At 41.1% G+C, this 14,078-nt stretch carries 8 protein-coding genes; all 8 read right to left on the bottom strand.

Annotated features, from left to right (window positions below):
- The gene (locus ACS5PU_RS17935) at positions 1-3,006 is read right to left on the bottom strand and encodes a SusC/RagA family TonB-linked outer membrane protein (RefSeq protein ID WP_439460536.1); all 3,006 of its coding nucleotides are present in this window, start codon (positions 3,004-3,006) and stop codon (positions 1-3) included.
- Positions 3,007-3,036: 30 nt separating this feature from the next.
- Positions 3,037-3,927 (bottom strand): FKBP-type peptidyl-prolyl cis-trans isomerase, encoded by an 891-nt coding sequence (locus tag ACS5PU_RS17930; protein ID WP_439460535.1) that lies wholly within the window; start codon positions 3,925-3,927, stop codon positions 3,037-3,039.
- Between the two features lie 62 nt (positions 3,928-3,989).
- Positions 3,990-5,177 carry a metallophosphoesterase gene (locus ACS5PU_RS17925; protein WP_439460534.1) on the bottom strand — a complete coding sequence of 396 codons (1,188 nt, stop codon included), beginning with the start codon at positions 5,175-5,177 and terminating at the stop codon, positions 3,990-3,992.
- 411 nt (positions 5,178-5,588) lie between these two features.
- Entirely contained in the window at positions 5,589-6,638 is a 1,050-nt protein-coding gene (locus ACS5PU_RS17920) for an alpha-L-fucosidase (RefSeq protein ID WP_439460533.1), read from the bottom strand.
- 194 nt (positions 6,639-6,832) lie between these two features.
- Positions 6,833-8,623, bottom strand: coding sequence for an alpha-1,3-galactosidase-related protein (locus ACS5PU_RS17915; protein ID WP_439460532.1), 1,791 nt, complete (start codon positions 8,621-8,623; stop codon positions 6,833-6,835).
- An 80-nt stretch (positions 8,624-8,703) separates the two neighbouring features.
- Positions 8,704-10,833 (bottom strand): beta-galactosidase, encoded by a 2,130-nt coding sequence (locus ACS5PU_RS17910; protein ID WP_439460531.1) that lies wholly within the window; start codon positions 10,831-10,833, stop codon positions 8,704-8,706.
- A 219-nt stretch (positions 10,834-11,052) separates the two neighbouring features.
- Positions 11,053-13,416, bottom strand: coding sequence for a glycoside hydrolase family 95 protein (locus tag ACS5PU_RS17905; RefSeq protein ID WP_439460530.1), 2,364 nt, complete (start codon positions 13,414-13,416; stop codon positions 11,053-11,055).
- A 178-nt stretch (positions 13,417-13,594) separates the two neighbouring features.
- Positions 13,595-14,074: a DUF5018-related domain-containing protein gene (locus ACS5PU_RS17900; protein WP_439460529.1), complete on the bottom strand. Its 480-nt coding sequence runs from the start codon at positions 14,072-14,074 to the stop codon at positions 13,595-13,597.
- Positions 14,075-14,078: the final 4 nt, after the last annotated feature.

Here is a 14,078-nt window from a genome sequence, read left to right as displayed (position 1 = left end):
TTACAAATTAACTTCTAAACCAAAACTGTACACTTTAACCTGTGGATAGGTATTTCCGGTACCCACCGGCGCTTCAACATCGTAGCCCTGCCAAAAATTATCTACCGTAAAAAGATTACTGGCATTGGCATAAACCCTCAATCCTTTCAATCCGATTGAACTGGCTAGCTGAGGGGAAAACTTATAGCCCAACTGTAGATTTTTCATGCGTAGGTAAGAGGCATCTTTCATCCAAAAGCTGGAGGTTTTTTCGTTGTTTGATTCGCCGAATGCCAAACGCGGAAACTTAGCATCCCTGTTTTCGGGAGTCCAGTTATCTTTATGCTGCTCGTGCACGGTTCCACCATTGAAAAATGGCATTACAGACTGTTCATACAAATAGCCATTTGCTTTACCAACACCCTGCATAAAAACACCAAGATCGAAGCCTTTGTAACCCAGATTTAAGTTTAAACCAAAGGTATAGCGCGGAATGGTGCTTCCGATAATTACATTATCCAGATCGGTAATTTTACCATCACCGTTTTGGTCTTTATAGATAATATCGCCGGCCTTTACATTACCAAACTGTGTGGCATGCTGGGCAACTTCCTGGTCGGACTGAAATATGCCGATAGCCTCAAAACCATAAAGCGAGTTAATGGCATAACCTTCGTTGCTTACTGAAATACCGCTACGGCTTACCCCTTTCAGATCAAGCACTTTGTTTTTCACATCCGATAGGTTTGCCCCAACGGTGTAGGTTAAGGCATTGATATTGCCCCGATAATTTAAACCGAACTCCCATCCATTGTTACGCACCACACCGGCATTTTGAAAGGGTTTTTCCTGACCAATGATCAGTGGCACATCTAAATCGTACAAAATCCCTTTGGTTAACCTTTGGTAATAATCGAAAGTGATGTTCAGTTTGGAGAAAAGTGTCATATCCAGACCGATATTCTTCATTTCTGTAGTTTCCCAGGTAATGTTGTTATTGGCCATCTGGTTTAAGGCGCCCACAGTATAAATCTGGTTACCCATCGAGTAAGCGCCCAATTCGATAAGCGACACTGCCGGATAAGTACCAATATTCTGGTTACCCAGCTCACCCCACGATGCCCTGAACTTCATTTCGGAAATGGTTGACTTTAGCGGTTTGAAAAAAGCTTCTTCTGATACGCGCCAACCTGCTGAAACAGAGGGAAAAAATCCGTAACGGCGGCCTTCTGCAAAACGCGATGAACCATCGTAACGGCCATTGATTTCGAGCAGGTAACGCTCATCAAAATTATAGTTTAACCTGCTGTATACCGATTGAAGTGCCCACTCTGATGCGGTACCGCTGTTTAACTGGGTTGCCGAAGAACCAGTGTTAAGCACTGGATACTGCGGAAAAATAAAAGTGGTACGCGATGCAGAAAGGTTATCGTTACGGTAATCCTCGCGTGAGGCACCTATCAAAAGTTTTAGACCATGTTTATTAAAAGTATGACTGGCGGTTAATAAACCACGGATATTGTTGTAAAAACTCCTGCTGTTACCTACCTCTAAAGAAGCTAAAGCCGGCGAGGTAAAAGCTACAGAGCCATCAGCCTTGTAGGTTTTCATGGCAGTAATAAAAGTATTATCGTCGGTCTGGTCGTACCTTGGCGCAACGGTTAAATCGGCCTGCAACCATTTTAAAGGCTTGTAGCTTAAGGTAGAGTTAAGCTGCAAACCCGGGCTAACGGTGCGCGCCAAACCACCTTCTGGTCGGCTGTAAGCAATTGGATTGTTCCCATTTGAGCCTTCGCCATAATTGCCATTGCTAAATATGCCCACAAAAGTTGGGGCAATGCGGTTCATCTGGTTAAATACCGATGCTGTACCACGGCCCGGTTCGGTAGTAACCCTGTTAATGAGCTGAATATCGAGGCTCATGCTCAATTTATCAGAAAATTTTACATCAGCATTGTTTCTTAAAGTATAGCGCTTAAACCGCGAAACTTCCAATAGTCCCTTTTGATCAAAATAGCCCAAAGAGGTTAAAAAACGGACTTTACCGCCACCGCCATTTACCGTTACCACATGGTTTTGCATAAAACCTGAACCTGTAAGTACTTCTTTCTGCCAATCGGTATTGGGATAGAGATCTGGATTAACTCCATTTCGTGTATTTTCGATTACGGTGTTACTGAACAATGGCGCCCTGCCTGTATTGGTATAGGCCAGGTTAAGCAAAGTCATATGATCTACTGCATTAACCAGATCGGGCAGATTGGTTAACTGCTGAAAGCCGGCATAAGGTGTATAGTTTACGGTCAACCTATCGTCTTTTGCTCTTTTGGTGGTAACCAAAATTACCCCATTTGCCGCACGCGATCCATAAATAGCAGCGGATGCAGCATCTTTAAGAACAGATACAGACTCAATTAAGCTTGGATCGAGGTTGTTGATAGAACCCTCTACGTTATCGATCAGCACCAAAGGATTGGCATCGTTAAGTGTACCAATTCCCCTAATGCGGATTGTTCCGGCATCGCCACCGGGGCGGCCAGAACTTTGAACCACAGTTACGCCCGGCGCTAAACCCTGCAAAGCCGCAGTAGTTTGCCCCACTGGCCGCAATGAGAGATCTTTTGAAGAAATAACAGAAACAGCACCCGTAAGGTTAACCTTTTTCTGCGTACCAAAACCAACCACTACCACTTCTGATAAGGCCTGGCTCTCTTCTTTAAGCACAACTGAAAGGTTCGCACTGCCCTGAAGGGCCTTTTCTTGCTGCTCGTAACCAACAAATGTAAAAATCAAGGTTTCGTTTAGATTTTCTATATCGATAGAAAACTTACCATTTACATCAGTTGAGGTTATTTTTTTTCCAGATTTTGCTTTTACGCTTACCCCTGGCAGGGTTTCGCCCTTTTGCCCTTTCACCGTTCCGGTTACCGTATTCTGGGCAAAGGCATAGCTACTTAAAAAAAACAAGCAGCAGAAAATGAGCTGCCACCTGCTTTTGATATAAAAGCTTGATACTTTGATCTTCATAATATGTTTATTAGTTTATATTGGTTTATTTTATTGCACAATCTCAAATCGGCATATGAGTGGTGTATAAGAAGGAATTGCCTTTGTACCACTTACGCCGTAAGCCAGCTTAGAAGGGATAATTACCGTGGCTTTTGATCCTTTTGGAATCAGCATTACAGCTTCCCTAAATCCAGAAACGGGATTTTTTTCTATACCTACCGCCAATGGCGCATACGACCTTTTTGGATGGTAGATACCTGCCTTTTTTGCAATGGCTTCGTTATTGGTTTCGAAAATCTGGTTATCAAGCGAACTGATGATATAATTTACCTTCACGGTATCGCCTGGATGACTTTTTACAGTCGGATCCATATTTTTCGGCAATAACAAACCTGTAGGCGTTGCTTGTAAGTCCATTTTTTTCTCCTGCATAAAGCGGCTGATTTTTTGTGGCTCGAGCTGCCCTTGATGCTCAATTTCTGCCGCTCTCAGCTGCTCAATCCGGTTCCCGAAAACTTCATCCTTTGCGCCATCCCTTGCCACTACTTTATTGATCCTGATCTTATAGGTAAGGTATTTTGATTTATCGCCTTTGGCTGGCTGATAACCTTGATAGCGTTTTAAACTATCGACACTTATTTTTACAATTGCACTGTCCCCTTCACTCAAATGAGCTACTGCACTATTTAAATCGCCTTTAAATACCGGCTGGTTTTTATACATGAAAGCAGGCCTCGAATCAAATTCGCCTGTTGATTTTAATAATTTCCCCTGCTCATTCTCCACTTTATAGGTAGCGGTAAAAAAACAGAAGTCGCGCATTTCTGTTCCTGCCCTGTCCTCTACTAACTGATAAGTCATATTGCCTTCTCCTTGCTTAACACGGCTACACGAAAACAGAAACAGGATTACGAACAGGTATAAGTATTTAATTTTCATAAAGAATAGGTCAAAGTCTGGCCCATTGCACTCCGTCAACAGGCCAGAAATTTTATAAGAAATTAATTGTACAATCCGTCGCTGAACTCGCTATCTGCATCAGTTTCAAGAATATTCGGACCTGATTTTGGCGCAAAGGTTCTTACCCCTAAGGTTTGTTGGGTTTTGTTGAATTTCATTAAACGCATATTTCCGTTACCGCCAGCTGGTCTGCCCTGGAAATCGGCCAGATAAGTTTTAATAATATGGCCGTTGTAATTGGTTTTCAAGAAACCTTCTCCGGTTTTATGTCCGCAGAGCATTAAAAATACGTTTGCATTGTTTTTGGCAATCAGATCGTAAATCTGTTGACCTTGTGGGGTAAATGCACCAGCAGCATTATTAGTTGCAGCATTATAATCCTGGTGATTACCAGAAGTACTCGGTTTTAAAATACTATGGCTAACAATAATTGCCTTATAGGTAGGATAAGTAGCCAATATGCCGTTTGCCCAAGCCGAAACATCGGTCGTAATATCGGCACGGTAACGAACCGTTGGATCACTATCTGTTGTGTAGCCAGGCTCATTAAATTCGATGTAAAGCACTAAATAATTTACGCCGTTAGCGGTAAATTTATCATAGTGGTTATCGTTGTTATCCGAACTGCCATAAGCACCACCATACCATGATTTACCTGTAAAATGGCTTTTACCAAAATAAGCGCCATAACCGTTATTGGTAGCCCCCTGACCGGCATCGCCAAAAGGTGTCTGATCGTGGTTACCAACAGCTAAACCATAGGGAATGTTATCGGTTTCGAGCTTGTAGATTTCATTTTTTGCCTTTACCCATTGGTTCAGGTCGGTTTCTCCATCATCAACAATATCGCCAACATGGGCAACATAGCTTATTTTAGAGGTGGTTTTGTTGGCTCTGATCCAGGTAATCTGATCCTGGAACATGTAATACTTACCATCATGGCTATCTTCAGACATGTAATACTGGGTATCAGGGATAACTGCCATCTGGAAATATTCATCTTCTGCTAAAGCCTGGTTAGCAACACTTTGCCTGTTCACGGTAAGCTTGGTTTCATCGGCAACCACTTGTTCTTTTTTACAGCCTGCAAAGAGAACCGAAAAGATTAAGCCGGTTGCTACGAGCCTTTTGCCCAAGGTTGATTTTGTTTCGAACTGCCCGACAGCATCTGCGCCAGGAAACCCAGCGCCAATTGAGCCGCCGTAGTTGTTGTAGAATTTTCTCATCATGTTTGTGATTCTTTTTTTAACCCGTTTATTTATTTTTAACAGATCAAATACTTACAAAATGTTTAATTTAGTTTCAATTTACAAATTAAAAACAATATTATGCAATATATATAAACACAATATTAATTAATCATTAACACAAAAGATAAAAACACACTAATCTAACACCAACACAAAATACTAAAAAACAACTAATTAAACATAAATAAAGACAAAACTAAGCTTAACACTAACGAAAAATAAAGTAAACAAATTGAAAGAAAATTAAACCTCCAAATAAAACAACACTTCTAATCGATTTTTTACAGCAAACTGTAGGATATCGAGTCTAATCATACATAAAAAAAGCCTGATCATGTGATTGATCAGGCTTTCTTTTTAAGGTGATGACTGGTTTATGAATTGTAGAAATTATTTACCAGCATCAATGTGCACTTTCAACTGCTTTAATATTTCCAAATCCTTTTCTCTTAACCTACCTTCGGTTGTTGGCGGGCAATTGATAATCAAGATATTATCCTGTGCTGTAGCAATTTTATAAGTTTTATAAAGTTCGTCGGCCGATTTATAATCCTGGTCTTTAGTATTGTAAAACCATTTCCCAGATAAGCAAATGGTACTTTCCCAGGGCATATAATAATTTTTTCCATCGTGGCTGAAAATTTTCGGATCGGGATTAACCGGCAAATGCGGATCTCCCAGTCTAAAATCACTTGGAAAATATCTTATCGGGTAGCCATCTTTCTGTTCGTAAGGATGTACATTATGGGCATCGGGCTTGCCGGGAGCGCCAATAGACCAGTTTATACCTATCTGACAATCGGGCTGCTGTTTTTTAATGGTATTGTATATATCCTGCACCGGCCAACGCGTATTGGCTTTTACCCAGCCGCCATCAAACCAAAACTCCACTATTTTTACTTTTTCCTTTTTGGCAATAGCCAATAGTTCATGTAGCTGGTTAATCAGAAAAGTGTTATAGGCTTTATCCAGCTGCTCATTTTTAACCGCCCCGTTTTCATGCCTGTCCCATAGCGAATAATACAAGCCAAGTCCTACGTTATACTTTTTGCAGGCTTTTGCCACAGCTTCAACTACATTTGTTTTGTTACCTGAGCTGGCTACATCGTAAGTTGTGTACTTACTGTCCCATAAACTAAAGCCATCATGGTGTTTGGTAATTAAAATCACATACTTCATTCCGGCATCTTTTGCACCTTTTATCCACTGTTCAGCATCAACTGCTGGCGGATTGTATTTCGCTGCCGGTATTGATCCATCCGTCCACTCCTCATCAACAAAAGTATTGATGCCAAAATGCATAAACATACCATATTTACGGGCTATTTGCTCTTTTTGTGCTTTATTGGGTTGTGTAGAGGCCACAGGAAAAATATTTTTCTGCGCATGGACAAAGAGAACTATTGCACAAAAAATAAGGGTTAACATGCTTTTTTTCATGGGATACATTATTTGGTTGTTCACAAATTTAGGCCAATGGCAAAAGTAAAACTGCCTCAATTTTCATATTTACCGAATGTATTTTTGCTTATGGTTCTTATCATGTTAAAAGGATATTTTTTTGAATAATTTATTGAAGCGCAGTAAAATCTCATTTTTTTCTGAGCCGACAAGTTATCCGCGCTCGCTCTTTGCTACTTAATATCGGATTTGATGTCGGCTTTAACCATTTCTTTCAGCAGTATTTCAGGTTTTTCTGTACCAAACTGATTTCCTATGAGCTGAACATTTGTACAGCCTAAAAAGTTAAATGCAGCACGAAGTTTTCCAACAGGCATAAAGGAAGATTTTTCTATCCTATTGTGATTAAACTTTAAACCATTGGTGCTTTTGGCTGATAATAAGGGGTAGTCATATAGTTTAAAGACATTGTTCTCGATAGTAATATTTCGATGTACATAATAATTTTTCACAAACTCACTGTTTTCGGGATTAATCTTGATGGCATAATTATTTGGCGCACTATTAAAACCACATTCTATAAACTGATTGTTACGGATGGTTACATCAGTTACAGGCCCCGATTCGTACCAGCCCATGGCATCATTTTCGATCAGGATAGCGTGCATCCCCGTTCGGTAGTACACGTTATTTTCGATAAGCACTTTGCGCCGCGTGGTGATTAAGGTTCCGCGAGAAATGGTGCCTTCGAACCTGCAATTGGTAATTTTTACTGAAGGTGTCCAAGTCACATTTTCTAAAGCATCGCCCACTTTTAAGGTTGCTGGAAAAGGCTTTTCGAACGCGACCAGCATTTCCCGTTCTGAAATTAATTTAGCAGTTTTAACTATGCCCTGTGCAAAAATCTGCAGGGCGGCACTGTGTACATAAGCAACGGTATCGCCAGGTATAAAGGCATTAAAGCCATACGTTTGGTGGTGCATAAATTTCAGTTTTAAGGTATTTGGCGATACAATTTCACTTACTTTTAAATGGATTCCATGCACATTAACCGGGTCATCGTGCATGCCGTTATACCGGCAATTATTAAGCGTAATCTGCCCTTTGCAACCCGAAAAGTGCATTCCATCTGCCGACGAGGCTATTACACGGCCACTCCCTGGCTCTGGTGCCACTGCAACATTATCGTAGTTCAGGTTTTCGCAAAATTGCGATACGATGCCTAAGCCATGCATGGAATACATATTGATGTTTTGCAAACTGATATTTTTAGACCTGTTGTTAAAGGCACCTACATAATCGCGGTAACGGTCTCTAACAGTGAGCACATCGCCCGGTTGGGCTTTAAACCCAGAAAAATTGCCAGTAAACTTCACTGTGCCTGGTGCAATCTGCTCGGCCCTACTTTTGGCAAAAACATCCCAGTTGCTGTAAAATAAAGTACCAGCAGCTGGCCTCACCAACACGGCATGATGGTTTTTGGTTATCCATTTTTCGCCATACCACTCCAGTTGGCCGTTAATAATGGCGAACTTACTATCGGGATGCACTCTTGCCGTAACAGATGTTGGGGTCATTTCCTGCAAGGTCATTTCCGACATCCCTGGCCGTTCGTAATTAACTGAAAGATTCTGAATACGGATATTTTCGCTGCCATCGATTACCCAGGTAATCATTTTGCCGTGGAACACGAAAACAGAGCCATTGCCTTCTAACGTTAGGTTTTCTAAATCTTTGAGATATAAACCCACCCTCTGTTTTTTTAACGGAAATTCTACTTCCGACGAGCTGTTTGAAATATAATAATAGGTTTCTACAGCACTGTCGGGCCAGAAATCGTATCTCCCCTTCGGAAAATTCAATACTGTGTTGGGTTTCCCCTTTGCTGTTTCTATTGCTTTTTGCACACTGGCAGTGGCATCGGCAAAACTATTGGGCATGGCACCAAATTGGGTAACATCAACGGTTTGGGCATAAAGCTGATAGCCCATGCAACAGAGCAAGAGGATAATATATCTTTTCATTGTATATGATTATTGTATAGCTTTAGCTAAGCAAAAAAGCAGGTTCTTCATCTTTTATCGTTCAAAGCGGAGATATCCGGTTATTTTTTCAAATTTATAATAGTTTGGTACTGCGGAACAGCTTTAACTGAAATAAATCTAGTTCCTTTGGCCTTAATTTCCTGCACCAGATCGGTTGGTACGCCAGTTGTTTTATCGTCCCAATCTTTTAAATTCAGGCTAAAGCTCCCTGCTTTACAAAACCTGTTGAGGCCGATTTGCCAGGTTTGGCCATTATACAAGTTATCCGTTTTAACAGCCCCTCGCTGAACCAGATTGCAGGCATCTCCCAAATAATTTACATTTAAGATCACATTAGTTACATTTTTAGGTAAATCAGGGTTCAAAATAACTTCAGCAATTGTAGCTGCAGGGTATTTTATGGCTATTTGTGGTTCATAAGCACCAGACTGCCATTTATAGATATCGAAAAGTGTATCGGTAGCCTTTACGGCGCCAGTATTTAAAGCATGTAAGCCTTTGGGGTACACCATCATATCAAACACAGGTTTATTTAATTGCTTTAGGTTAATCTGATCTTTTTGCATGATAACATCTGCCGGTGTAATTAAAAGCGCATCTTGCCCCTTCAATTGAGTGCGCCATGCATTTTCAGCCTGCTCAGCGGTAATAAATACTATTTTTATGTGCTTACCGCTCACATCTGTAAAACTGCAATCGGCTCGGCTACCGGCAACCAATTGTAACTGATTACCGTTTTGACCAACTTTCCAGCCAGCGACATCTTTATTTTTTAATGTTCGGCTATCAAGCGCCAACTGAGGGTTTACGCTATTCAAACGTTTAAAGAACAGGGTAATATTTTTACCATTCACCAATTTAGCAAAGGGCTGTGCAGTAACATACTTAATTAAAACCGAACCGGCTTTTAAATTGAAAGGTAAAATGGCTGTGGTTTGTCCCTTCAACAGCATTGAAGGAAAATGAATGGTTTCATTGGGCAGGTTAACTTGCATTGAAACCGTTTTGTTGGGCATGGTGATGCGCACCTGCGTATTACCCAAAAACAAAAAGCCGCTGTTGCCGCTAGCCCGTGCGATATACCTTAAATCCTTGGTGTTCTTTTCATCGCGAACCGGATTTTTTGGTTCGTAAACCTGCATTGGCGCTAATTCGTTGCCAAAATCGTTAATAAAAGTATGCAATACCTTAAGTTGCTTGTACGAAGGGCGCAGCAAACCAAATTCATCAATAGGCGCCTGAAAATCGTAACTTTCGGGATGGCCAGGCTCTTTTAATCCAGGTGTTTGTGTACCGCCATGAAACATGTAATATCCAATAAGGTTCATTCCACGGCCTATCTGGTTCTGCAAATGCGCTGTGATTACCGCTGGCTCTACTACAAAACGGTTACGGTAGGTCATCTGGCTTCCGCCTCCCTGTTCGCATAATCCTCTGGGAAACTTATTTACATCGTAATAAACTTTGCCCAGGGCATCCGTCATGATCCATTGATCGTTACCATACAAAAAATCTTTTGTGGCTACACCACCGGCCTTTTCCCATCCTCTGTAAGCATAAGCACCTTGTAAAGGTACTACCTCCATTTTGCCGTCATCGAATACGGTATTGGCCGTTACAGTCCAATAAACCGGATTAATTTGTGCTTTTTGAGCCATTGCTTTCAACGTGCTAATGTGTTCAGCTTGTCCGCTGGCATATTCATTTTCTAACTGAACGCCGATAATCGGTCCTCCATCAGCAAAAAACAAGCCTTTGGCCTGCTGTCCAATCTGGTTAAACAATTTCTCGGATTCTTTTACATATTCGGGATCATTGCTGCGATGGCCTTTTAGGCGTTGTATCCAATCGGGAAAGCCGCCATTTAACTGCTCGCCATGGCTCCAAGGCCCAATCCGCAGCCATACATATAGGCCGTGTTTCTGGCAAAGTAGGATAAATTGATGAAGATCGCGATTGCCTGTCCAGTCCCATACCCCTTTCTCCCTTTCGTGCTCATTCCAGAAAATGTAGGTTGCCACAATAGATAAACCGCCACTTTTCATCTTTAAAATTTCTGTTTCCCATTCTTCAGGTCGCACACGGTTATAATGCAGTTCTCCCATTAAAGGAAACCAGGGCTGATTGTTTTTAGTGAAGTATTGATTGTTTACACCTAAGCGGGTGCCTGAGGGGTTTATTCCCGACATTTTTATAGCTGTTATAGCTTTTGGGGAATTACCTATATCAATTTGATAAATCTGACCGCGGACGAAAAGAGAAAAGGTTAATAAGACTGTTAAAATTAATGTATATTTTTTCATTTTTTTTCTATAGGAATGTGTCAGCCTAACAAAGTTTTGGCTTAAGGAATAGGCTTTTTAAGGTTTGAATAAGCAATCTTTGGTATGCTAAATCAGTATCGTTACTTATATCAAATTAAAAGTAATTGTATAGCGCTTTTTAGCTTGCGTATTTATTGTTTTTATATCTGTGCCGTTCTTTATCTTACATACGCCACCAAAACGGGAAAATACTTTCGCATTTACCAATTTTCCCTTTTTCCATTCCATATCAATAACGAATCCTCCCCTGGCCACTATTCCTGTAATTTGTCCATCGGGCCACGCTACCGGTAAGGCTGGTAAAAGTTCTATGTACCCTTGATGGCTTTGAACCAGCATTTCTGAAATGGCTGCCCCACTTCCAAAATTGGCATCGAGCTGGTACCCATGACCGAGCAGATTTGGATAGCTTCTTAGTGCAATTACATTTTTCAGTGCATCATAAGCTTGTTGTCCATCTTGAAGCCTTGCCCATGCATTGGCGCGCCAGCTACTGCCCCAGCCAGCAGCTATATTGGTGCGGTTATGTAGGGTATTTCTGATTGCATTTGCCAATAGTGTATCTTTAGAAGAAGTAATATTATAACCTGGGTATAGCCCAAACAAATGAGATAAATGGTTATGCCTTGGATCCTTATCATTCCAGTCATGGTACCATTCCTGTAAGTTTCCTTTCTTACCGATGTGATATGGATAAAGTTTGGACAATGCTTCTTTTACCTCTTTTTGCATGGCCAGGTCGATATTGAGCACTCTAGCAGAGTTTAGGTATCCTACAAATAATTCCCGAATCATTGCTAAATCTGCGGTACCGCCATAAGATGTTTCTCCAGGATAATTTTCGGCAGTAAGAAATGTATTTTCTGGCGATGTAGATGGAGCGGTGATCAGGTAACCATTTTTATCCTGGATTAAAAAACCAAGGCAAAACCTTACAGCCCCTTTTATTAGTGGATAACCTTGCTCTTTAAGAAAAAGTTTATCCTGGGTAAAGGTGTAGTGTTCCCACAGGTGAGTAGATAGCCAAACTCCCCCCATTGGCCAATTTGCCCAGCAGGGATTGCCTTCTCCTGCACCAACTGGGTTAGACATTGCCCAAATATCGGTGTTATGGTGGCAGGCCCATCCCCCGGTGTTGTAATAATTTTTCGCCGTTGCTTGTCCTGATTTAGCAACTTTACCAATTAAATCAAACAAAGGTTTGTGCAACTCTGTAAGATTTGCGGCTTCTACCCCCCAATAGTTCATTTGGGTGTTAATGTTAACGGTATAGTTACTGCTCCAACCCGGGCGGAGTTGTTCGTTCCATAAGCCCTGCAGGTTTGTGGCCAAGCCTCCGGGCCTAGATGAACTGATAAGCAAGTACCTGCTGTACTGATAAAAAAGAGCAAAAAGACCGCTATCCTCTTTTCCTTTTTTAAAATGGATTAAACGGTTTCCGGTAGTTTCATTTTCATCATTTGGTTTGCCCAAGTTAATGCTTACACGATCAAAATACTTTCTATAATCTTTTACATGCAATGCCTGTAGCGCTGCAAATGTTTTTGCTGAAGTTTTTTTTAAATAAGATTGGGTTAAGGCTTTTTCGTCTTTACCCGCTGTACCTGGATTTTTATCGTAACCGTTATAACTTGTAGCCATAGCTAGCACGAGTACAACGTTATTGGCATTATTGATCCTTAAAGTTGTGTCAGTTGTCGATTTTTGCCCATCTGTGCTAAGCACCTTAAGTACAGCACAAAAGCGCATCCCGTTTTTTAAATCGTAAATAATTGCCGGCGCTACTTTTCTGTAATTCGGTTCGGCATGAACAGGTGCCCAACCTTTCAATTGCAAAGAATTAAAGTTTGCACTGCTGTTTGCCCTTAATAAGCTATTAAAATTGCAGGTAAAATTTAATTTATCTTTTCCTTCGGCGGTAAATTTAATTACAATTACGTGATCGGGATATGAGGCAAATGTTTGGCGGGTATAGTTTGTACCATTTATGGTGTAACTAACCCTTGTAATTGCATTTTGAATATCCAACTCCCGTTTATAATTTACAGCATTACCCTTATGCGCAAAATTAAAGTAAAGGTTGCCCAGCGGTGCGTAAGATTCGGAATAAGGGCCCTGCATAAACCGCATCAGTGAATCTGCCTTTTTATAATTTTCTCCAAAAAGGGTTTTGCGGACCAGGGGCAGGTATTTTTTGGCATCTGGATTGATTTTACTGGCATCAATAGGGCCTCCACTCCAAAGCGAAGCTTCGTTCAATGATATTTTTTCTGTTTCGATTCCTCCATAAACCATAGCGCCCAACATGCCATTACCTATTGGAAGTGCTTCTTCTGACTTGGCAGCTGGCTCGGTATACCATAGTTTTAATTGATTTGACCGCTGCGCCAGAACGCTATGGTTGAAAGCCAGGATAAGTATAACAAGTATTAAATTTCTATTCTTCATGTTGTTTTTATTTATGCCGATCTTAATTAATTCGGCAACAAAAGGCTGTCTCATCAGCTTCCTGATAAACCGGAACGAGTAACTAAAATGCTTTGCAAAGCCGCTAATCATGTCATTCGACAGCGTCAGAATGACAATTCCACACTTATGACACAGCCTTTTGTTCTTATCACCTACACTAATTATTTGTAAATGAGGTGATATTAATGGTCCATACCCTACTTGTTCCATTTGCTGCCGTTACCACATATTTTAGTGCTTTCGTTGCATCTGTAGGGTCGCCAAGTGCTGGCGTACCACCAGTGGGCGAAACGGTTGCTGCGGTAGAAATATTCAGGTAAAACCACAAATTGCTTTGTGCAACCTTTGCTTTTTCGGCAGCCGTAAACTGGCCACTGGCTGCAGGTACTGATATGGCTAGGTTAATCGTTGCATTTGCTTTATCAACTGTTTGGGTTACATTTAATTTCTGGTAGGCCACAATGGGCTGCCCATTCATAGTTGCCGAACCATTAAAGCGATATTCGGCATTAACCAATGTAATTTCGTTGGCATCAAAGGATGCGAATTCAGGAAGGTCTTTTTTAATGCAGGAAGATAGACCGGTACCCAGCAGCAATACGATACATGCGATTGCTAACTCTAATTTTCTTTTCATAACT

This window comes from Pedobacter sp. GSP4 (assembly GCF_051857575.1).
Taxonomy (GTDB): Bacteria; Bacteroidota; Bacteroidia; order Sphingobacteriales; family Sphingobacteriaceae; genus Pedobacter.
The sequence above is the reverse complement of the archived record's forward strand: the minus strand, read 5'-3'. Positions and strand labels throughout refer to the sequence as shown.

Bases quoted from the DNA above. Each gene is read 5' to 3' on its own strand.
- ACS5PU_RS17905 (WP_439460530.1), bottom strand. From the start codon at position 13,416: ATGAAGAATAGAAATTTAATACTTGTTATACTTATCCTGGCTTTCAAC.
- ACS5PU_RS17915 (WP_439460532.1), bottom strand. From the start codon at position 8,623: ATGAAAAGATATATTATCCTCTTGCTCTGTTGCATGGGCTATCAGCTT.
- ACS5PU_RS17930 (WP_439460535.1), bottom strand. From the start codon at position 3,927: ATGAAAATTAAATACTTATACCTGTTCGTAATCCTGTTTCTGTTTTCG.
- ACS5PU_RS17920 (WP_439460533.1), bottom strand. From the start codon at position 6,638: ATGAAAAAAAGCATGTTAACCCTTATTTTTTGTGCAATAGTTCTCTTT.
- ACS5PU_RS17910 (WP_439460531.1), bottom strand. From the start codon at position 10,833: ATGTCGGGAATAAACCCCTCAGGCACCCGCTTAGGTGTAAACAATCAA.
- ACS5PU_RS17935 (WP_439460536.1), bottom strand. From the start codon at position 3,006: ATGAAGATCAAAGTATCAAGCTTTTATATCAAAAGCAGGTGGCAGCTC.
- ACS5PU_RS17900 (WP_439460529.1), bottom strand. From the start codon at position 14,074: ATGAAAAGAAAATTAGAGTTAGCAATCGCATGTATCGTATTGCTGCTG.
- ACS5PU_RS17925 (WP_439460534.1), bottom strand. From the start codon at position 5,177: ATGATGAGAAAATTCTACAACAACTACGGCGGCTCAATTGGCGCTGGG.